This window comes from Sphingobacterium sp. (assembly GCF_039596235.1).
In the GTDB taxonomy this organism is placed as follows: domain Bacteria; phylum Bacteroidota; class Bacteroidia; order Sphingobacteriales; family Sphingobacteriaceae; genus Sphingobacterium.
Genome location: NZ_JBCNKE010000006.1, coordinates 243,345 through 263,796 on the forward strand (window position 1 = coordinate 243,345; position 20,452 = coordinate 263,796).

20 protein-coding genes are annotated in these 20,452 nt (G+C 39.7%); 11 read left to right on the top strand and 9 right to left on the bottom strand.

Annotated elements, in window-relative coordinates:
• Positions 1–10 precede the first annotated feature (10 nt).
• From ABDW32_RS14400 to ABDW32_RS14430, 7 genes are all read right to left on the bottom strand, one after another.
• Complete coding sequence (locus ABDW32_RS14400; protein WP_343563545.1) at positions 11–769, bottom strand: ABC transporter ATP-binding protein; 759 nt, start codon at positions 767–769, stop codon at positions 11–13.
• Positions 751–1,542 (bottom strand): lysophospholipid acyltransferase family protein, encoded by a 792-nt coding sequence (locus ABDW32_RS14405; protein WP_343563546.1) that lies wholly within the window; start codon positions 1,540–1,542, stop codon positions 751–753. Before ABDW32_RS14405 ends, ABDW32_RS14400 begins: the two co-directional genes overlap by 19 nt.
• 67 nt (positions 1,543–1,609) lie before the next feature.
• Positions 1,610–2,524, bottom strand: a complete 915-nt coding sequence (locus ABDW32_RS14410) for a substrate-binding domain-containing protein (RefSeq protein WP_343563548.1) — start codon at positions 2,522–2,524, stop codon at positions 1,610–1,612.
• A 4-nt stretch (positions 2,525–2,528) separates the two neighbouring features.
• Entirely contained in the window at positions 2,529–3,002 is a 474-nt protein-coding gene (locus ABDW32_RS14415) for a hypothetical protein (protein WP_343563550.1), read from the bottom strand.
• Between the two features lies 1 nt (position 3,003).
• The gene (locus ABDW32_RS14420) at positions 3,004–3,984 is read right to left on the bottom strand and encodes a c-type cytochrome (RefSeq protein ID WP_343563552.1); all 981 of its coding nucleotides are present in this window, start codon (positions 3,982–3,984) and stop codon (positions 3,004–3,006) included.
• 80 nt (positions 3,985–4,064) lie between these two features.
• The gene (locus ABDW32_RS14425; RefSeq protein ID WP_343563554.1) at positions 4,065–4,967 is read right to left on the bottom strand and encodes a LysR family transcriptional regulator; all 903 of its coding nucleotides are present in this window, start codon (positions 4,965–4,967) and stop codon (positions 4,065–4,067) included.
• Between the two features lie 61 nt (positions 4,968–5,028).
• Positions 5,029–6,399, bottom strand: coding sequence for a dipeptidase (locus ABDW32_RS14430; protein ID WP_343563556.1), 1,371 nt, complete (start codon positions 6,397–6,399; stop codon positions 5,029–5,031).
• A gap of 108 nt (positions 6,400–6,507) precedes the next feature.
• Between ABDW32_RS14430 and ABDW32_RS14435 the strand changes: the two genes are divergently transcribed.
• From ABDW32_RS14435 to ABDW32_RS14465, 7 genes are all read left to right on the top strand, one after another.
• Positions 6,508–6,822: a hypothetical protein gene (locus ABDW32_RS14435; RefSeq protein ID WP_343563557.1), complete on the top strand. Its 315-nt coding sequence runs from the start codon at positions 6,508–6,510 to the stop codon at positions 6,820–6,822.
• A 6-nt stretch (positions 6,823–6,828) separates the two neighbouring features.
• Positions 6,829–7,380 (top strand): sigma-70 family RNA polymerase sigma factor, encoded by a 552-nt coding sequence (locus ABDW32_RS14440; protein ID WP_343563559.1) that lies wholly within the window; start codon positions 6,829–6,831, stop codon positions 7,378–7,380.
• Complete coding sequence (locus ABDW32_RS14445) at positions 7,373–7,717, top strand: hypothetical protein (RefSeq protein WP_343563561.1); 345 nt, start codon at positions 7,373–7,375, stop codon at positions 7,715–7,717. Before ABDW32_RS14440 ends, ABDW32_RS14445 begins: the two co-directional genes overlap by 8 nt.
• A 188-nt stretch (positions 7,718–7,905) precedes the next feature.
• Complete coding sequence (locus ABDW32_RS14450; RefSeq protein WP_343563563.1) at positions 7,906–10,647, top strand: outer membrane beta-barrel protein; 2,742 nt, start codon at positions 7,906–7,908, stop codon at positions 10,645–10,647.
• 17 nt (positions 10,648–10,664) lie between these two features.
• Positions 10,665–11,453, top strand: a complete 789-nt coding sequence (locus ABDW32_RS14455) for a GLPGLI family protein (protein ID WP_343563565.1) — start codon at positions 10,665–10,667, stop codon at positions 11,451–11,453.
• 292 nt (positions 11,454–11,745) lie between these two features.
• The gene (locus tag ABDW32_RS14460) at positions 11,746–14,463 is read left to right on the top strand and encodes an outer membrane beta-barrel protein (RefSeq protein WP_343563567.1); all 2,718 of its coding nucleotides are present in this window, start codon (positions 11,746–11,748) and stop codon (positions 14,461–14,463) included.
• Position 14,464: 1 nt separating this feature from the next.
• Positions 14,465–15,256 (top strand): GLPGLI family protein, encoded by a 792-nt coding sequence (locus tag ABDW32_RS14465; RefSeq protein WP_343563569.1) that lies wholly within the window; start codon positions 14,465–14,467, stop codon positions 15,254–15,256.
• Between the two features lie 75 nt (positions 15,257–15,331).
• Here ABDW32_RS14465 and ABDW32_RS14470 read toward each other — a convergent pair whose 3' ends face one another.
• Positions 15,332–15,511 carry a histone H1 gene (locus ABDW32_RS14470; protein ID WP_077437839.1) on the bottom strand — a complete coding sequence of 60 codons (180 nt, stop codon included), beginning with the start codon at positions 15,509–15,511 and terminating at the stop codon, positions 15,332–15,334.
• Positions 15,512–15,629: 118 nt separating this feature from the next.
• Positions 15,630–17,768 (bottom strand): S46 family peptidase, encoded by a 2,139-nt coding sequence (locus tag ABDW32_RS14475; protein WP_343563572.1) that lies wholly within the window; start codon positions 17,766–17,768, stop codon positions 15,630–15,632.
• A 176-nt stretch (positions 17,769–17,944) separates the two neighbouring features.
• On the opposite strand from ABDW32_RS14475, the gene ABDW32_RS14480 reads away from it, so the two are divergent.
• The 4 genes from ABDW32_RS14480 to ABDW32_RS14495 all read left to right on the top strand — a co-directional run bounded on the left by ABDW32_RS14480 (position 17,945) and on the right by ABDW32_RS14495 (position 20,448).
• Complete coding sequence (locus ABDW32_RS14480) at positions 17,945–19,315, top strand: DEAD/DEAH box helicase (RefSeq protein ID WP_343563574.1); 1,371 nt, start codon at positions 17,945–17,947, stop codon at positions 19,313–19,315.
• 5 nt (positions 19,316–19,320) lie between these two features.
• Complete coding sequence (locus tag ABDW32_RS14485) at positions 19,321–19,566, top strand: hypothetical protein (protein ID WP_343563576.1); 246 nt, start codon at positions 19,321–19,323, stop codon at positions 19,564–19,566.
• 94 nt (positions 19,567–19,660) lie between these two features.
• Positions 19,661–20,011 (top strand): gliding motility protein GldC, encoded by a 351-nt coding sequence (gldC, locus tag ABDW32_RS14490; RefSeq protein ID WP_343563577.1) that lies wholly within the window; start codon positions 19,661–19,663, stop codon positions 20,009–20,011.
• A 26-nt stretch (positions 20,012–20,037) separates the two neighbouring features.
• Positions 20,038–20,448 (top strand): EVE domain-containing protein, encoded by a 411-nt coding sequence (locus ABDW32_RS14495; protein WP_108635912.1) that lies wholly within the window; start codon positions 20,038–20,040, stop codon positions 20,446–20,448.
• The last annotated feature ends 4 nt before the right edge of the window (positions 20,449–20,452 follow it).

The following is a 20,452-nucleotide window of genomic DNA, read 5'->3' on the forward strand; positions in this document are numbered from 1 at the left end:
ATAATATTTTTTAGATGTTCTCAAAGTCACTCCCTTTTTCATTCAGGGCGTTTAATCGTGGCGATACGGATTTGATATCGGCATTGGGATAATCGTTTTCTATCAAACCATCACGCATGCGTACAATGCGGTGTGCATGTAAGGCAATATCCTCTTCGTGTGTGACGAGGATAATGGTGTTTCCCCGGGAATGGATCTCTTCAAGGAGTCCCATAATTTCAATGGATGTCTTTGTGTCAAGATTCCCCGTAGGTTCGTCAGCTAATATGATAGAAGGATCATTGATCAGGGCTCTGGCTACTGCCACCCGCTGACGTTGTCCGCCTGAGAGTTCATTGGGCCTGTGATCCATACGATGTCCCAATCCAACGCTTTCCAATGCGCTGGTGGCTTTTTCTTCACGCTTGGTCTTATTGTATCCCGCATAAATCAACGGGAGTGCAACATTTTCCAATGCAGTACTCTTAGGGAGTAGATTAAACGTTTGAAAGACGAAACCTATCTCCTTGTTTCTTACTTCAGCGAGTTCATCTTCAGACATGTCACTTACATTAATTCCATTGAGGATATATTCACCTCTACTTGGCGTATCTAAGCAGCCTAGAATATTCATTAATGTAGATTTTCCAGACCCGGAGGGACCCATAAGTGCTACAAATTCTCCTTTATGGATATTGAGTGTAACCGAACTGAGCGCATGAATTGTTTCCGAGCCAATTTGGTATTCACGCGCAATATCTTTGATTTCGATTAGTATCTTTCCTGACATATTTTTTGGACGTTCTCTGGTTGATGAAAATACGATTTATTCTTCATAATCCAATAGGAATGCATTTTGTCATAAACAATTTTCTCCAGCTCAGTGGCGTTGTTGTCATCAAAATCTTTTGTTTCTATAGGAGTGAAAACATGCACTTTAACAATTCCCGGATGCGATCCTCTTTTTGCACCATCATCAAAGAAAATATCCCATGCGTTCTCAATGATAATTGGGACTACAGGTACATCATTTTGTACCGCAATACGAAAAGCCCCGGACTTAAAAGCATGTATTTGAGGTGGAAATCCATCGTCTATCTTTCCTTCCGGAAAAATAACGACGCTTCGGCCACTTTGGACAAGTTCGTTAGCGCGTTGGAATGCTTTAAAAGAAGAAACTTTACTCCTGCGCGTAACAGGAATATCTATGGTTTTGAAGAATATACGGGTGACGGGGTTTTTAAGAAGAGAGGCTTTCCCGATAAACGAAAACGGGATCGGACATAAGTAGGTAAGGGCTGTGATATCGAGCACTGAGGTATGATTGGGGCATAGTACCATTGGCCTGTTCCAGTCGATTTTTGATTCATAAGTTACTTTAAAAAATACCCCCGCTAAAGCCGATCCAGCGATCGAAACCCAGCGTCTCATCCGTACAATCCGCGCATAGTTCTTTTCTGGCCGCTGAGCCAAAAAATAGATATAGGGAAATAGCACGAGGAAAACAAGTAGAACACTGATAAAATACCAATAGCGATGGAGTTTTTTAAGCAATAGAACCATACAATTCAGCTAATTTTGACCTAAAGTAAAAAAAGAAAATGGATAATTAATTATCCATTTTCTTTTTTTAGTCTATTGTAAAGCCATACTTCTTGTAGATCTGCTTGGCTGTAGGAGAGTCCATAAATTTCAGGAAATCATCCGCCGCTTTAGCATGTGGTGCATTTTTTAGCTTTGCGGCTACATAAGTTGCTGTGGTATTTTGGCTGTCGGGAATTGTAATGCCTTCAACTGGATGACCGATCAGTTTTTGATAGACAACTTCAGATGTCCAGACCGGAGCTACATCCGCTTGGGCGTAAAGGATACGCATCGGGCTTTCACGATGATGTATTTTTGTTAAATACGTGCTTCCGTTCTTTACTTTATCTTCCATAATCTTCCTGACCAGTTGTTCGCCCCCCGCTTTTTTATAGGATGCTTTGATTTGCTCGCCTATGCCTTCCCATTGTGGATTGGGCATGCTAATGCGCACATTGGAATTGCCTAGATCGTTCAATGTTTTGATGTGAGCCGGATTTCCCTTTGGTACCATCAGACAGATATTGTTATAGCAATAAGTTTGGGTATGACTGAAATAATCTGCCATCTCATTAATTGCACGTTTGCTTGCGGTATAGATATCAGGTTTATGCGTGATGCGTAGATTGCCGATGGTAATAGAGCCACCTTTAATCTGTTTGGCCAGAATCCCCGGTGGCAATGTCTCTACAAAAATCCGTTCATATTGGGGATATTCCTGTTTGAATGATGTTAATAGATCGTCGACAACCATAAACTGATTGCCCGCAAAAAAAACTGTTAACTGTGGATTCTCAATATCGCCGTATAGATCGGGAATATTAGCTATTCCCGGGACTGTAAAATTCAAGGCTGATTCGGGGGGGCTATTCCAGGGTGGATCAAAACGATGCTCCTGAGCCTTAATTGCTGAGCTGGCAAAGAAGGTCATAGCTAGAGTGAAGTGGACTAGTTTTTTCATTATACTATGGTTTAACAATGACCCAACCTTCATTTGCTCTTAGGATCAATTCACCGTTCCCGCTAGGGACATAACCAATGAAATCAAACAGCTCTTCTTTTGCAATATGTTTTTCTTCCAATGTATTCAAACATTGCGCGACAATAACGCCTTTTTCAACAAGGTCCTGCAAGGGTTTCTCATATTGACTGTTCTTTTTTAAATAAGCTTCTGTTCCGCCTGAAAAAGCAACCAGTTCAATTTGAAGATGTCCCTTTAATCGTGGATCTTTCAAAACGTTGTTGATATTTCGGATGGCTTTCTCAATGGTTTTTGGATCATTACTATCCAGTTGATAGATCGCCTTATACATTTTTTTCTTCGCGACTGCACCCGTATATTGATGGTTGTCCTGTAATAATTTATTGTTTTGTGCTTTAGCTTGTACCGTTGTCATCGCAAAGAGGAGGCAAGCAATCGTCAATTGTTTTTTCATCATATTAAAAATTATAAGGTCCGTGTTTATGTTGTTCTAAACTAATATTATCTGCGTAAGGCGGGTAGGGACTGTCCTTTGGTTTTTTTGCTAAATTTGGATAATCGAGCTCCTTGTTTGCTTTTTTAGGCCGGTCGAAAGAATTAATATAGGCAGCCACATCATAGGCTTCCTCATCGCTGAGCTGCGGCGCATCGTAGCTTGCTCCTAAGGGCATGTTTGCTTTTATAAAACGCGCTGCTGTAAGCAACCTTGCCATACCGGCTCCATCGTTATAGCTGTCTTTTCCCCAAAGTGGCGGATATAAATAGCCTTTGCCAGTAGGCTGTGCCATCCCTTGTCCATCTTTTCCATGACAGCTTGTGCATTTGCTTTCGAATACCAATTGACCATGTTTCAGATCTGCAGCACGATTTGGAATGTCGATTTTGACAAAACCTTGGCCGCCTAGTCTTCCTTTGCTAACCGTATTGACACTGATATTTTTTATATAGGTGACTATCGCCCGCATTTCTTTGCTGTTTTCAGGGATAGCTCGGCCGTTCATACTTCTTTCGAAGCAGCCATTAATACGTTCCTCTAAGGATTCAACTTTGTTTTCCCGGCCGATGTATGTAGGGAAAACGTGTGTGAGCCCAACGTATGGGGCTGCAAATGCCTTTGTGCCACCGTTAAGATGACAGCTGCTACAGGCCAGCTTATTTCCGATTTTTAGGTCACCATCGTAAAAATAATCGTAGGTATTTTTAATTAGCTTTTCGCCATAACTAGCCATTTCCCCTTCAGGATTGTTTTTAAAAGAAACGGTTTTGAATTGTGATACATGTGTAATCAATGAATCATGGACCAGAGTTCGTGAATCTGTTGAACTACCATCGCTCGCATGCTTAAGTGGAAATACACAAAGTGTTGTACAGGTGATAACCAATGCGACAATGATCCAACTGAGCGCTTTTAGATAATTTGTTAGTTTTTTGTATTCCATGCCTCTAATTCGTTTGTACAAATCTACCTCCCTAGGGACAGGGATTAAAACGATCTTTCTTTATGAGACATAACCAAATGTTATATCTTGAAATTCTGTCTGAGGCAAAATTGTAGGAATTGATTCGGGGTACCAGCAAGTCCGCCGTATAGATGCGTAAAGTAAAAATAACGTTCAATGGACAAATTGGGAATGTCAATTATGGTCAACTGATTATTTAATACTTCCCGTTGCACGGTATGGATAGAAAGAAAGGCAAAACTATGACGACGGGCAAGGTATCCTTTGATACTCTCCGTTGATGGAAGTATCATGTCGATCTGGATCTCAGTAAGATTGATCCGTTGTTCTTTTAATGCATTTTCAATAATGGTACGTGTACCTGAACCTTGCTCGCGAAGTACCAAGGGTAAACGTGTGATATCAGAGAGAATAGGATTTTTTAACTGTTTTAGCAACGGGTTTTCGCTATTGGTGACCAAAACGAGTTCATCTTTCATGAAAGGGATATATTTTAAAGCCCTGTTGTCCGTTGATCCTTCGGTAATCCCAAGATCCAATGTTTTGTCAATAAGCTGTTCTTCAATACTGCGGCTATTGGATTGAAAAGATTGGATGCGGTTGTTCGGATATTGGGAGAGGAAATCTGCCAATAACGTTGGAAGCACATATTGAGAGATTGTCGTGCTGGCACCTAGGACAAGATTCCCTTTACGTCCAGTCTGTAATTCCTGTATTTCCTGTCCTGCCTGATTATAGAGGTTGATAATCTGTTGAGCGTATTTATAGAGAATTTGCCCGGATTCAGTCAGGTCAAGGTTATTTCCCTTCCTTTCAAAAAGAGGGACACCTAGTTTTTTTTCCAGTTCCTGGATATTTTTGCTAACTGCGGGTTGTGAGATGAAGAGTGCCGAGGCAGTCTTGGTGAAATTAAGGTGCTGAGCAGCAGTATAAAAAACGATGAGACGAAAATCAAAATCCATAAAGAGATAAAGGGTTATTTCTAAAATTTAAAAATAACCCTTTATCTAATGAAAAACTAAATTATTTGCTTAGTTCTGCGTAATATTTATGAAATAAAGGAATTGTGGAGATACCCATTAAGTAGTTCTCGATTCCATATTTTTCGTTTGGAGAGTGCAGGTTGTCACTGTCAAGTCCAAATCCAAGAAGCACGGTTTTTAGTCCTAAAACGTCTTCAAATAAAGCAACAATCGGAATGGATCCACCACCACGTGTAGGGATTGGTTTTACGCCAAATGTTTCATGCAATGCTTTTTCAGCGGCTTTATAGGCCACACTGTCTGTGGGAGTGACCACTGGTTCGCCGCCGTGGTGCGGTTTTACCTCTACTTTAACGTAATCCGGCGCAATACCCTCGAAATGTTTCTTGAATAGTTCTGTAATGCGTTCAGAGTTTTGGTTTGGAACGAGGCGCATCGAGATTTTTGCATTTGCTTTGGAAGGTAACACGGTTTTGGCTCCTTCACCGATATAGCCCCCCCAGATACCATTAACTTCCAGCGTAGGGCGGATTCCGGTACGTTCTAAAGTTGTATAACCTTTCTCGCCCCAAATATTGTCGATACCTAAATCTGATTTGTATTCTTCGATATCAAATGGAGCTTCGTTCAACGCTTTACGTTCTTCAGCTGTTAATTCAACGACATCGTCGTAAAATCCAGGGATTGCGATATGGTTGTTTTCATCATGTAGAGATGCTATGAGTTTTGCGAGAATGGTAGCCGGGTTGGCAACAGCACCACCGTATACACCAGAGTGTAAATCGCGGTTTGGTCCAGTGACTTCAACCTCAACATAAGAAAGTCCACGAAGACCTGTCTCCAATGACGGTTGCTCCATACTGATCATCGAGGTATCCGAAATCACGATTACATCCGCTTTAAGTCTTTCGGTGTTTTCCTTGACGAAAGTGCCTAAGTTAACCGAACCAACCTCTTCCTCACCTTCGATCATAAACTTGATGTTACATGCCAAAGCATTGTTTTGCATCATATATTCGAAAGCTTTCACATGCATATAAAACTGCCCCTTGTCATCTGCCGAACCACGGGCATATATTTTACCATCGCGGATAGTCGGTTCAAAAGGCGGGGTGTCCCACAACTCATATGGATCTGCCGGCTGTACGTCATAATGACCATAGGTCAGTACAGTTGGCAATGAAGGATCAATAATTTTTTCGCCATAAACGATTGGATTACCTGCCGTGGCGCAAACTTCTACGTTGTCAGCACCTGCGTCACGTAATTTTTGAGCAACAAATTCTGCAGTCTTCTGTACATCGCCTTTAAATTTAGGATCAGCACTGACCGAAGGTAAACGCAATAAATCAAACAACTCATCTAAAAAACGTTGCTTGTTTGCTTCTACATATTCTTTAATGTTTTGCATATTGTTTGTATTTGAAACAAATTTACACAAATCGACACATTTAACTCAATTTCGTGTAACCTTTTCGGGCCGGACGGTGACTAATGGTAAAATTAAATCAAAAATATTATGGAAAAACAAACAATGGGGGCAATTGTAGCGTTGGGATTATTTACCTGTATCACGCTGTGTGTATATTTTATCATGCGTTATCGCAGTAAGGCGATCCATATTCCCGGTGAGGAAAGAAGGAGGCAGCCCGCAGATTGGCAAAAGCCGGGTATCCTCGTATTGGGGATAGGTATCGGACTACTTATTGTGGGCATATTACAAAATTATCTTCGTGCCGGTCTACCCGATTCATTGGTAGTGGCGATTTTGATCATATCCGCTGGGCTATCTATGATCCTTGCAAATCGACTAGATAAAAAACACGATATTTAGGCTTAAATGGATGAAATCTATATTCGTAAAGTATTGTCCGGAGACGTTGAATCCTACCGGTATTTTATAAAGACCTATCAGGACATGGCTTTTTCGGTTGCACTCTCTATTGTCAAACAGGAACATATGGCCGAGGATGTCGTTCAGGAAGCTTTTATAAAGTGTTATCAGTCTTTGTCCTCATTTAAAGGTAAATCCAAGTTCAGCACCTGGTTTTACCGTATTGTTGTCCATGTTGCTTTTAATAGCATCCGTTACAAAAAGCTGGGATTGGTCGATTTTGATCTGAAAGATCACGACCATGCTAGTGATGTGTCCGTTCTCGACGAAATTATTGATAACGAGCGTAAGGAAATGATCAATGATGCCTTAGCGATTTTGTCGCCAAAAGAATCTGTTGCCTTACGCCTTTTTTATTTGGAGGAACAGTCTATGGAAGAAATCCAGGAAATAATGGGTTGGACGCTCGCAAATACCAAAGTAGTGCTACATCGGGCAAGGAAAAATATGCTGCAAGTGTTGAATCAATTGATAAAAAAATCAGAATACCATGGATAGGGAAAACAATAAAATAAAGCAAGCCATGCAAATGAGCCGAGTCAATATGCCTTTCGATGACTTCGAGCAGCGTGTTATGAGACAGATCAGCGATTTGGAAAAAGAAAAAGCCAAGGCACTCTCCGATCGGAAATATGCCATCGTATTTTTTCTGTTGGGATCGATATTTGGGATTATGCTCAATAACTACTTTATTAACAGAATTCAGATCCTAACCACCGTGGTTGCGTATCGCAATTATGCGCTCATATTCTCCCAGATTATCTTTGTGCTATTGATCTGTTTTTTCTGTCTGCAGTTGTGGAAATTAATTCAAATACAAAAAGATAAAAGCTAGCAGTAATTTTAATTTTTTTTATGGAAATGTTGGATTCAAGCATCCTAATTATATAAGCTTTATTTCGTTTCAATTAGTGATAGCACCTTGCTAAATGTTTTTTGGAAATAAAATTTAATTTACTGTAACAAAACATTGGTTTTATATACTAATGTTATATTGATGTTAATATACTATCCAACAATTTTATGAAAAGAGTTTTGCAAATTCTCTTATTTTTTGTTTTCGGTATGCACGGAATAGCATTAGGGCAGTCCAAAATCGCCGGAAAAATAAGTGATGTAAAAGATCAGATTAAGCTATCCTATGCAACAGTCATGTTGTTAAGTGCTAAAGATTCCATATTGACTGGTTTTACGAGATCAGATGAAAATGGACTTTTTTCCTTAGCAAAGCCCGATAGCGGTTCCTATCTGTTGATCGTAAGTTATCCCAAATACGGTGATTATTATACCGAAATTTCCCCGGATAAAGATTATTCCAAATTAAGTGTTGGGCTGACCAAGACAGCTACTTTATTAGAAGAGGTTATTGTTACCGGTCGAATTCCCATTACGATAAAAGGAGACACTACCGAGTACGATGCGGGTAGTTTTAAAGTAGAAAAAAATGCGAAGGTTGAAGACCTGTTGAAGGTACTGCCAGGGATCACCGTGGATGCATCTGGGAAAATTACCGCACAAGGTAAAACGGTCAAAAAGGTTCTCGTGGATGGCGAGGAGTTTTTCGGCGATGATCCAACGCTAGTGACCCGCAATATTCGATCGGATATGGTTGATAAGGTGCAGGTGTATGAAAAAAAATCTGAGCAGGCAGAACGCACAGGTGTAGATGATGGGCAACGTGAACAGACCATTAATGTGAAATTAAAAGAGGGCTCCAAAAATGGCATGTTCGGAAAGGCCTTATTGGGAGGCGGTACCCGTGACTATTACATGGGGCAGTTGATGCTGAACAAATTCAAAGGATCACAAAAGATCTCCGTGTATGGTTTATTCGGAAATAATGGAACGACCAGTATGAACTGGCAGGATGCACAGAAATATGGTGGTGATTCGGGCGTTTCATATGGAGACGACGGATCCATGTCCTGGACTAATTTTACGGATCCTTTTTCTGGACAGGGTGTAATCGGCATACCCCGGGCGATTAATTCGGGCGTTAATTTTTCGGATAAATTCAACAAGGATAAACACAGTGTCAATATCAACTATAAATACGGAAGATTAAGCAGTGATGGAGACGATGAGACCATTAGTACAGGGCTAATCAATAATAAGTCAACGAAATCTGTAGATACGGAGAACGATCAGCATCGCGCCAATTTAAAATATGATCTGAATTTTGATTCATTAAATACGTTAACCATCCGGGGCGGAGCTTCCCGCAAAAATCTTTGGTCGGACAACAAGCGTGACGCCTATCAATTTACGCAAAGTATGGATACAACAATCGCTGAAACTACGCGTGAGACCATCAAGAATACCATCAATGAGTTGAATTTTAGCACTTATTTTACCCATAAATTTAAGAAAAAGGGGCGTTCATTTACATTTGATGGTCAATTCAGACGAAGTGAAATGATAGGAGATGGTCATCTATTCTCAACTGTTGAAAATTATGCTAAAAAGGATACCGCGGGCAATAGACTGATTGACCGGACAGATCAACGCAAGGAACGCAATAATAAAAATAATGTGCTGGGCGCCTCAGTTTCGTATACGGAACCGTTATCAAACATTTGGAATCTCGTTGTTGGAACTGGCATAGAAAGTAGTAATAACTCCTCCCGTGTTGAATCATTCAATAAAGGTGCTGACGGGAAATATAATGATCTGGACAGTCGTTTCAGTAACAATTACGATTTTGATAGACGGAGTAGCAACTATAAATTAGCCATCGTGCATACGACGGACAAGTTAAAGTTTACTGTTGCCAATAACTTTAATAATGACAAACTCAAACAATATAATTACTATAGTCAAGAAGGGCTTTCCAGAAGTTATTTTACCTACAACCCCAATGTGAGTGCCGGATATTCTTTTACAAAGACCAAGGGATTATGGATGAATTACACTGGAAAGAATCAATTGCCTTCCATGAGTCAGATCCAGCCGATTTTGGATAATTCGGATCAGATCAACCGCTATTTGGGAAATGAAAATTTAAAGCCTTCTTTTAGAAATTCCCTAAATATCAATTATAATTCATTTCGTATTCTTACGGGAAGTTACGTCTATGTGGGCGGTAATATTACGCTGGATAAAAATCCGATCACACAAAATATCGATACCGCACAGGGGCTCAATATTTATACCTGGAATAACGTAAATGGGAAAACAAATACGTCCGTAAATATCTGGTCCGGATACCATTTTAAATTGAGCAAGAAACTGGGCTTGTCCAATACCCCGCAGTTCTACCTGAATATGAGTGACAATTATAATCTATTCAATCAACAATTGAACAAAGTCAATACAACGAATTTCAATTTTACCTATAATTTCAAAAGAGATACGAAGACCGGGTTGAACTTCGATTTAAATTTCAGTCCGCAATATCGCTTAATGAAATCCAGTCTGGAACGTAACACAAATAGCAATGGCTTTGTGTTTGGATCGAATGGTAGTGTGGAATATTTTATCAACAAAACTTTTAAAGTCTATACAAACTATAGTTACACCTATGAAGCAGCAACAAAGGCTTTTGATGAAAAATTTGAGCAATTCCTGCTTCATCCGGGAGTAAGTAAAAAATTCCTGAAGAATGAATCCCTGATGTTGGATTTTATGATCAATGATGTGCTTGACCAGAATAAAGGCTTTAGCCGTTCGGCATCCACTTCAATTTTTACGCAGCGTCGCTATGACACGATCCGTAGATACTATATGCTGAAGCTATCCTGGGACTTTACAAAAATGTTCTTATAAAATTTAAGTTAATGACCATGTTAAAATATATCTTTTTTCTCTTGTTGTGTTGTACTGTATTAAGCCTCAAGGCGCAGTACACGCTCTTCGGACGATCTGGGAGCATTTCCTATGATAAGACCATGTATATGAAAAATATTGTGAGCAAGAAGTTTATCGCGAAGGCTGACAACAATTCAAAAACATTTTTTGAGCAGGTATTGTCCAAGCTGCCCGAAAATGCTGTATTGAAAAAGACTTTAAAATTCAATGCGAATGAAACCCTGTTTGAGCCGGTCAAAAATGACAATCTGGATCAAATGGTTAAGCAATATATCATGATGTTTGCATTGGACTTTGAAGCGATTACATTGTCCAATATGACCACACGTTCCTTTCAGCGATATAATGATATTGTTGGTGAAAAGATCATTGTTGAGGACACGATGAAATGGATAAAATGGAAGATTACAGATGAATACCGTGAAATAGCCGGATACAACTGTCGGAGAGCAAACGGACTTACAACTGACTCGATTTACGTAATCGGCTATTATTGCAATGAAATTCCAGTCAGTGGCGGACCTGAGTCGATCAATGGACTCCCCGGAATGATACTCGGATTGGTAGTACCTAGCCAGCACGTTTCTTATTTTGCCACCAAGGTCGAATTGAGCAACGATGTGCCTATGGATAAACAGCGGTTCGAAAAAAGCAAGGTAAAACGGATGACCAGAAAATCCATGACCGATCAGATTTCGGGTGTATTGTCTCAGCACATGAATAAAGAAACAGTTCAATTTATTATGGAACTGGGCAATATGTAAGAAGTTTGTCTTATGTTATAATCCATGTGATTGGGCGACATTGTTTCGATCGACAAAGGGCTATTCACGGATAGCCCTTTGTCGATCGGAACAAAATAAAATCACTGTTAATATACTGGCTTGATCTGAAACTTTGGCGACTTTATCTGATCTACGTTGACCCGGCTTAAGGGAAATGGTGATTTTTTCATTACATAGTTATTTTTTTTTATAACGAAGTAAAAATTACCTCGTAAAATAGTAGTTTTACCTGCTGTTGCAATTTGTCACTAAATACCATTTAATAAATTTTATGAAAAGAGTGTGGTCATCACTTTTACTTTTTCTACTTTGCTCATGCGGAATAGTTCAAGCACAATCCAAAATCGAAGGAAAAATCATCGACGCCAAAGATAAAATCAAACTCCATCATGCGACCGTTATGTTGTTAACGGCCAAAGATTCAATTCTGACTGATTTTACCCGGTCTAATGAAGCAGGACAGTTTTCCTTATTAAAGCCGGATACTGGGCAATATATACTTATCGTTACCTATCCAAAATATGGCGAATATTATGTCGATATTTTGCCCTCACGGGATTATACAAACTTGTCGATCGGGCTTACAAATAGTGCTACTTTATTACAGGAGGTGATCGTAACGGGTCGGATTCCAATAACAATCAAGGGAGATACCACAGAATACGATGCCCGCAGTTTTAAGGTCGAAAAGAATGCCAAGGTTGAGGATCTTTTAAAGGTTCTGCCCGGGATTACTGTGGATGCTTCCGGAAAGATTACCGCACAGGGAAAAACGGTCGAAAAGATGCTTGTTGATGGGGAGGAGTTTTTTGGCGACGACCCGAAATTGGTGAGCCGAAATATCCGTTCTGATATGGTCGATAAAATCCAGGTCTACGAGAAAAAATCCGATAAAGCAGAGAAAACAGGTATTGATGATGGCGTACGTACACAAACCATCAATGTGAAGTTAAAAGAAGAAGCAAAACGTGGTATTTTTGGAAAAGTTGACGCTGGTGGGGGAAGTAATAAATTTTATCTTGGTCAAGGTTTCCTCAATTATTTCAATCAATCTTTTCGGGTTTCAACTTATTTGATCGCAAGCAATACCGGTAAAACGGGATTAAATGATCAGGAAGCTTCTAGCATAGGCGATGATGGTGGTGGTTCCGGAAATTTTGATGGCGAAGGAGTTCCAAAATCCCTCAATACTGGTTTCTTATATTCGGATAAAACCGCCAATAAGAAACACTCCTGGCGGATTGACTATAAATATAGTCAGTCAGATGTCGATCTGGATAGAAGTGTATTTACCAGAAATGCAGCCCGGGATACGATTCTGATCAGTAATAACAGTACTTCGGCTGCCAATGAGAATAAAAAACATAATGTTGGACTGAAATATGAATTTAAAATAGATTCTTTATCCGATTTGACGGTATGGGCAGGTGCCAGTAGGAGACGGGATATCAGTTCTTCAAAAACTGTTTCAAATACGGTCAACCAATTTGATCAGATGGTTAATGGAAATACCCGAGATTTTTACAATGATACCAAGTCCGAGCGGTATAATGTTTCGGCACTTTATGTGAAACGGTTTAAGAAGAAGGGCCGTTCATTAACAATCAATTATTTCACATCTGGAAGTAAACAGGATGGCGAACAAAAGCTATATTCCAGCTTGGTTTATTATAGAAACGGAGACTCTGTGGGGAACACAATCCTGGATCAGAAAAAGATCATCGACAACAATACATTATCAACCGGTGGTCAGCTGTCTTATTCTGAACCATTGTCAAAAAAGGTTATACTGGCTTTTGAATATGGTATTAATTTTGACCGCAATAGCAATTCGGTGGAATCCCTGAACAAAAATCTAAATACAGGAAAGTATGACGATAAGGACGAGGTGTATAGCAATGACTTTTTATACAAAACAACGAAGAACACCTATAACCTTTCGCTTAACTATAAACCATTGGAGAAATTTATTATCAATCTTGCCAACAGGTTTGAAAATAGTGATTTATCACAATTAAATAGAGCGGATGACGCACACTTGTCCAGATCTTTTTTTGTATATAATCCAGTTTTGGATTTAAAATACGAGATTAATAAAAATAGGTCAGTTTCAGTAGTCTATCGGGGTACTAATGGACTGCCTTCCCTCAATCAGATTCAGCCCTTACGATCAAATCTTGATCCATTGAACGAATATTTAGGAAACGAAAATTTAAAGCCATCTTATACGAATGAATTGAATTTAAATTTTAGATCGTTTTCAATTCTTCGTGGTGAATTTTATGGGGTTTTCGTAAATGCTTCCCGTACGAATAATGCACTTGTTCAGAATACCACAATTGATTCCGTTGGTAAAACAACCTTTATTTGGGATAATTTGAATCACAATGCCAATAATCAAATCAGCATTTCACCAATGTATTATGGAATTTTATGGAAAAAGTATCAATTGCGACACGGTGGGGGCCCTGCTATTTCCATTGGTAATAATTATAATTACGTGAACAATGTTTTGGCTAATGCAAAGTTTCAGACCTATTCGTTGAGTTATGGACTTCAAAAGTCGACTACGAAAGGTTTGGATTTTGGGGTTGAATTTTCGCCGGGTTATGTCATCCAGGATAATTCAATTGGTATGATGGAAGATAGTAAAGGTTTTACATTTTCTTCCAATGGGGAATTTAAGTACTTCCTACCGGCCAAATTTGTCCTGCGGACAGATTTTAACTACAGATATCAGGCACCAACGGCAGTTTATAGCAAGAAATTCGAACGGTTTGTGCTGAGCCCGGGACTGTCGAAAAAGTTTATGAAAGACGAAAAGCTGGAACTGACCTTTACGATCAATGATATATTGAACCAAAATGTTGGCTTTGAGCGTAATCAAAATGGAACACTGCTGACCGAGCGCCGATTTAATACCATCGGTAGGTATTATATGGTAAAACTGAGCTGGGAAATAAACAAGATGTTAGTCAAATCAAAATAAAATGAGAACGATCAGAAATATAATAACCCTATTTTTGGTACTATGCTTGGGAAAGGCAGCGGAAGGACAATATGCTTACTTTCCGGATCAAGGAACGATTACTTTTGAGAAAACCGTATTTCTTAAAAATCTGATCAAACGTTATGCGGCTTATGCTAAGGATGAGGAGAGCCGCAACGCATTCAAAGGGATGGTCGAACACGCACCCGAAAATCAGGTGCTTAAAAAAACGTTGAAATTTTCTGCAAATGAGGTGCTGTACGAGCACATTCCAGAGGAGTATCCGGAAGCTGCTCAGAACTTAATGCGGATGGGGGTTTTTGAGTCCGGAATTAGCAGTTATCAGAACCTAAAAACAAAGGAATTCAAGTCTGCCTTCGAGTTGGGAGGCGAGCGGATTGTCATAGCAGATTCTACATTGAAGATTAAGTGGAAAATTACCAATGAGTATAGACAGATCGCGGGCTACCAATGCCGAAGAGCAAATGGGCTCGTACTGGACTCGATCTACGCTGTCGCATTTTATACAGACCAGATTCCGGTATCCGGTGGACCTTCTGCATTTAGTGGTTTGCCAGGGATGATTTTGGGATTGGCCGTCCCTGAGCTTCACTATAATATGTTTGCGACCAAGGTAGAACTAAGTCCTGTTACAATTTCTTCTGCGGATTTTCTTAAGAAAAAAGACAAGCCTCTGAATAGAAAGCAAGTTTATGATAAACTGAATGCTGTAGTGGGGGATTATCTTGGTGTGAAGGTATATAATCTTGTGATGGGATGTTATTACTTGTAACAAACTCCAGCTGCCATTAAAGCAAAAAAAAGGCCTTTCATTGAGAAGGCCTTTTTTATGTAAACTCAGGAAAGATTATTTTCCGCTGTTTTTCTTAGCAGTAACTTCGTTACGAATTTCTTGTGCTAAGGTTTTGATGTCTTGTAATCCTTTACGTACACGTGTACCAGCAGCAGAATTACCATTGTTGAAGAACTTGTCTGCATCAGCTTCGATAGAAGCTACTAACTCTTTTAATTTTACGTAGTTTTCCATTTTTTTATAATTATAATTTTAGTTTTTATGGTTTTTCCTAAACACTCCTTAAATATACAAAAACGAATCAAATAGAAAATAAATTTCGTTTTTTTTTATCGAAAAAGCTTAAAAAAAACTATTCAACAATCTTAAGTTCGTCAATAATGTTGCTTGCTCCTGCAAATTTATCAATGATAAATAACACATAGCGAATGTCAACTGAAATTGTACGTTGTAGCTTATGGTCAAAGATTACGTCGCCGGCCATTGCCTCGATATTCCCATCAAAAGCTAGGCCAATTAATTCGCCATTGCCATTTATTACTGGAGAACCTGAGTTTCCGCCTGTTATATCATTGTCACTTAGGAAGTTTACTGGTAAGTGTCCTTTTTTGTCGGCGTAACGGCCATAGTCCTTATTTTTGTACAAATCCATCAAACGTTGTGGCAAATCGAACTCTTCGTCACCTTTTTTGTATTTGGCAATAGTACCTTTTAAGGTTGTATAGAAGTTCTTGTCAGCATCGTTACGAGGGTCTTTCGGTAAGCCTTTGATCGAGCCGTATGAAAGACGCAAGGTGCTGTTAGCGTCTGGATAGAATTTGCCTTTTGGATTTGAAGCCAATACACCAGCAACATATTTACGGTAAGCACCCTCAAACTTATCATGTTCAGCTTTTGCACTAGGGTCTTCCTGGCGGTATTTGTTGATCAATGCCGAGGATAATTTATATAATGGATCATTTGCCAAAATTTCAGCATTTGGATTTTCCAGGTAATTGTTTAGGCGCTCAGCAGAAGCAAAAATACTGTTTTTAACAGCTTCTTTGATATAGGCCGTAAAATCATTGTTGTTTTTGGCCGCTAACTCCGCAACATAAGGTGCGATATTTCCAGCTTTTTTCGCGTAAAGGTTCAATTCGTCGATCAACACTTGTTCTTCCAAAGGCATATACATTTTTTCGTAGCCCGCATCGATCGCTGACTTTAAGCGTGGAAGGATATCTTTTCTGCGTGCATCATCGCCTGCAGCATACACTTCTAAACCAGAACCGATCGAATAAGGTAAAGTCGCAATGGCACTGGAGCGGATCATACCCATCAGGTAATTGTCGTGTTTCGCTTTCTCATTGGTTGCGGTATAGTATGCATTGATTGTGCTGATTACATCACCGTATTCCGCTTTGTTGGCCGCTTTGTTTGCCCATTTGTCAAATTTAACCTCATCTTTCGCTTTCGACTCCGCAGTTTTATGTAAAGTCAATGCGTCAATCATCCCTTGACGGTTTTTCCAGTAATTGGCAACCTGAGAGTATTTGGAAGCATAATTCAATTTGACAGCCTGATCCTGATCCATGAATTTCTTCATGGCATCCATACCTGTTTTGGAAGCCTCCACCCAAGCAGGGTATGCAAATTTTACGTTTTGATTGATTCCACCTGAAGGCATCCAACGGTTGGTACGACCAGGGTAACCTAAGATCATTGCAAAATCGCCTTCCTGAATACCCTTTAGACTTATAGGTAGGAAATGTTTTGGTTTTAATGGAACATTGTCCTTTGCATATTCTGCCGGATTTCCATTTTTGTCTGCGTAGACGCGGAAAATGGAGAAGTCACCAGTATGGCGAGGCCATTCCCAGTTGTCCGTGTCGCCACCGAATTTACCAATGCTGTTTGGTGGCGTTCCCACTAAACGTACGTCATTATAATCTTGATATACAAAATAATAATACTCATTGCCTTGGTAGAAAGATTTCACCTCAACAACGTATTTGCCATTTTCGCTGTTCTCTTTTTGGATTTTAGCAATCTCGGCAGCGATGATTTTGTTGCGCTCATCTTCGGACATTTTATTATTAACCAATCCTAAGATGCGTTTTGATACATCGTCCATGCGTACAAAGAAGCGTACAGATAGCGATTTTGGTTTTAATTCCTCGCTTTTTGTCTTTGCCCAGAAACCATTAGTCAAGTGGTCATTCTCAGGTGTGGACAATTCCGCAATTGCGCCGTACCCGCAGTGGTGATTGGTGAATACCAATCCTTGGTCAGACACAATCTCTGCGGTACATCCACCGCCGAATTGCACAATCGCATCTTTTAAGCTTGAGTTGTTAATGCTGTAGATCTCTTCGGCACTTAAACGAAGTCCCTTTTTTTGCATATCAGCCTCATTCAGACGCTTCAGATACATTAAAAACCACATTCCCTCATCGGCAAATGCAGCAAAGCTTGTTGTTATCAACAACAAACACATCCATAATTTTTTCATATCAACCTGATAAAAAGTTTGTTTATACCCTACAAAAATGCTTTAATTCTGTTAAAAACCAAAATATTAGACTTTATATTGTACTTTTTCCCAATTTTTATGTCAATTAAAAGTAAATCTGTGCTGGATTGGTTATCGAAGAAAGTCAAATGGACTCTTTTCCTTATCTTTGTCGGATGCAGCAATCATTTGAAAATTTTAAATTCAATAAACAGATCCTAAATGCGATAGCAGAAGCGGGGTATGAACAACCGACTGAAATCCAGGAAAAGGCAATTACACCGATATTGGCGGGGCAGGATGTGATGGGAATAGCCCAGACCGGAACGGGAAAAACGGCTGCATTTGTATTGCCCATGTTAATGAAATTGAAGTATGCTCAAGGAACTGATGCGCGTGCTTTAATTTTGACTCCAACCCGGGAGTTGGCCATGCAGATCGAGGAGAACATCAAATTATTTTCTACGTACCTCGATTTACGTTCTGTTGTATTGTATGGTGGATTGGGACCTAAAACTCAGATAGAAGCACTTGAAAAAGGAGTTGATATTATCGTTGCTACTCCGGGTCGCTTTCTTGATTTATACTTAGAAGGACATATCGTCGTTAAGTCACTTAAATTTTTAGTTTTGGACGAAGCGGACAAGATGATGGATATGGGATTTATCAGCAAAATCCACCGTGTATTGGAGATCGTACCGCGCAAGCGCCAAAACCTGTTGTTTTCAGCGACAATGAGTGAGCTTGTTCGTAAGATTGCTGGAGATTTTCTTGCATTTCCTACCGTTATAGAAGTATCTGAACAGGCGACACCGGCTAAAACGGTCAGCCAAGCTTTGTATTTTGTCCCGAATCAGAAAACCAAACTGAACTTATTGCAGCATCTATTGAAGGATGATGAAGCTTTTAGCCGACTGATAGTTTTTTGTAAAACAAAACAAGTCGCAGATAATGTTTTTCATTTTCTGGAGCGTAAATACGGCAAAGATGAAGTGCGTGTCATCCATGCCAATAAAGGACAGAATACACGCATCAATTCGATCAATGCATTTAAGGAAGGTAATATCCGTATCCTGGTAGCAACGGATGTTGCGGCACGTGGACTTGATGTGTCCAATGTGAGCCATGTAATCAACTTTGAGGTGCCTATTGTTATCGAAGACTATGTACATCGTATCGGACGTACGGGTAGGGCCTTCAATGAGGGAGATGCCATCACCTTTTGCAATGAGGCGGAGAAATATTACGTCCGAAAAATTGAGAAATTGATCAAACAGAATATTCCGGTATATCCAATTCCAGAGGAGGTTTTTATTGAAAAAACGCCTTTTCAGGAGAAACAGGATATCGCCCGCGATATCGATAATCAAAAGAAAAAAGATAATCCAGATTATCAGGGTGCTTTCCATGAAAAGAAATATGTGATCAAGCAAAAGGAAGTACGCGAAGCGCAACGTGCTTCGGGCTTTAAGCCGAAGGCTAAAAGCAAGGGTAAATCGGGCGGGGGGAAATCCGCAGGACCAAGCCGTAATTTCAAGAAACGATAATCAGCATGCGGTTTACCCCATTAAATATTGCCAGTGCATGCTTGGTCGTTTGGTTTGTCCTAGAAAATCCCAATGACGAAAGGGTGCTCTTTACATGGGGAGCATTTATTGCCTTAATGGTATTGCTGACAGTCGTGGATATTTTGTTTAGGGTACTTATCAAAGAGAATAAAAAAATGTGGATGTTACAGTTGGTATTTTTGGTGGTGGTTTGTGTTGCCAGCCTGATCGTTAAAGTGACATTCAGCTGATATATTTAAAAGTAAAAATTAAAAAAAATGGAGATAGTGCATAAGCCGTAGGCTTGTTAAGGTAAAATCTCAATACTCATATCTCAATACTAAAATGAAAAAAGCAGAAATAAAATTACAGGTAGAGCTTGACGAAAACAATGTTCCTGAAAACATTATGTGGTCGTCCACAGATGGGAATAATTCGGACGAATTGCCCGCAAAAGCGATGTTTTTAGCTTTATGGGATTCTCATTATAAGAATTCGATGCGGATCGACCTCTGGACGAAAGACATGCCTTACGATGAGATGAAAAGATTCTTTTATGAGACTTTGCAAACGTTGGGAGATTCTTTTATCCGTTCTTCAGGTGGAGATCCCATGGCTGAAAAGGTGATTGGCGATTTACGTGATTACTGTGCCCATTTTGCAGATAAAATGGAAGTATTAATGCCACAACAATAGTTTTTAACGCTTAACAAATTTAGACGATGCAATATTTCTTAGTAAAATCTGAACCATTTAAATATAGTTGGGAGCAATTTAATAAAGATGGACGGACGTTTTGGGATGGTGTACGCAATTACCAGGCTAGGAATAATATGAAAGCAATGAAAGAAGGGGACTTGGTCCTGTTTTATCATAGCAACGAAGGTAAAGATGTTGTTGGAGTTGCGAAGGTCGTGAAAGAGTTTTATCAGGACCCAACAACCGACGATGAACGCTGGGTTGTCGTCGATCTAGCTCCAGTGGAAACATTGAAGAAGTCAGTTACATTGGAGACGATTAAAGCGGATGAACAGTTACAGGATATCGCTTTGGTCAGACAGGGCCGTCTATCGGTGATGCCACTTAAGCCCGAAGAATTTGACCGGATCCTAGCTTTAGGCAATGGGGAGTAAGCAT